The organism is Sulfitobacter sp. HI0129 (assembly GCF_001635395.1).
Lineage (GTDB): Bacteria > Pseudomonadota > Alphaproteobacteria > Rhodobacterales > Rhodobacteraceae > Sulfitobacter.
Genome location: NZ_LWGH01001027.1, coordinates 1 through 605 on the forward strand (window position 1 = coordinate 1; position 605 = coordinate 605).

General features: G+C 61.2%; 1 pseudogene. It reads left to right on the forward strand.

Annotation, left to right across the window (positions count from 1 at the left end):
• Positions 1-246: 246 nt before the first annotated feature.
• Positions 247-605 (forward strand): annotated as a pseudogene (locus tag A3764_RS21940) (DMT family transporter); the annotation flags it as partial.

A 605-nucleotide genomic window follows, 5' to 3' on the forward strand; every position in this document is an offset into this window, starting at 1 on the left:
AGCATAGCTGTGACGAAGGCTGCCGTAGATCACCGCGGTTCGGTCGGCAAAGACGTCGGCGGCCCGTCTCAGGTGGGACAACGGTGTCAGCGCCACATGGTTCGCGGCACATTTGTCCAGCCCCGTTTCGTCCCGCATCCAGCCCATAACTGTCCCCCCGTCTTCGCAGATGTCGCTTTTGGGGTTGAGTATTGCGATGGCGAGGCGAGTTTGGAAAGTACAAAAGAAGGACAGGGCAGGGGGCATATGCAGCAGGAATCAATACAATCGGCGCGTCCGACAGCGGCAGCCATTACCGTGCTGGGTGGCATGATGACGCTCGGCCTGACGGACAATTTCGTGCCCTATCTGACGCAGAGCGGTTCGCTCTGGCAGTTTCACATGCTGCGCGGGTTTATGGCGCTGCTGCTGTTGCTGGGTCTCGCGGCGGTGGGGTTCGGTCTGATCCGGCCAAAGCGATGGGGCGCGGTACTGGGGCGTAGCCTGTTCACCGCGGGGGCCATGCTGATCTACTTCGGCTGCCTGTCCATCATGCCCATCGGGGTGGTGGTGGCGGGGCTCTTTACCGCGCCGCTTTTCGTGCTGGTGATCTCCGTCCTTTTTCA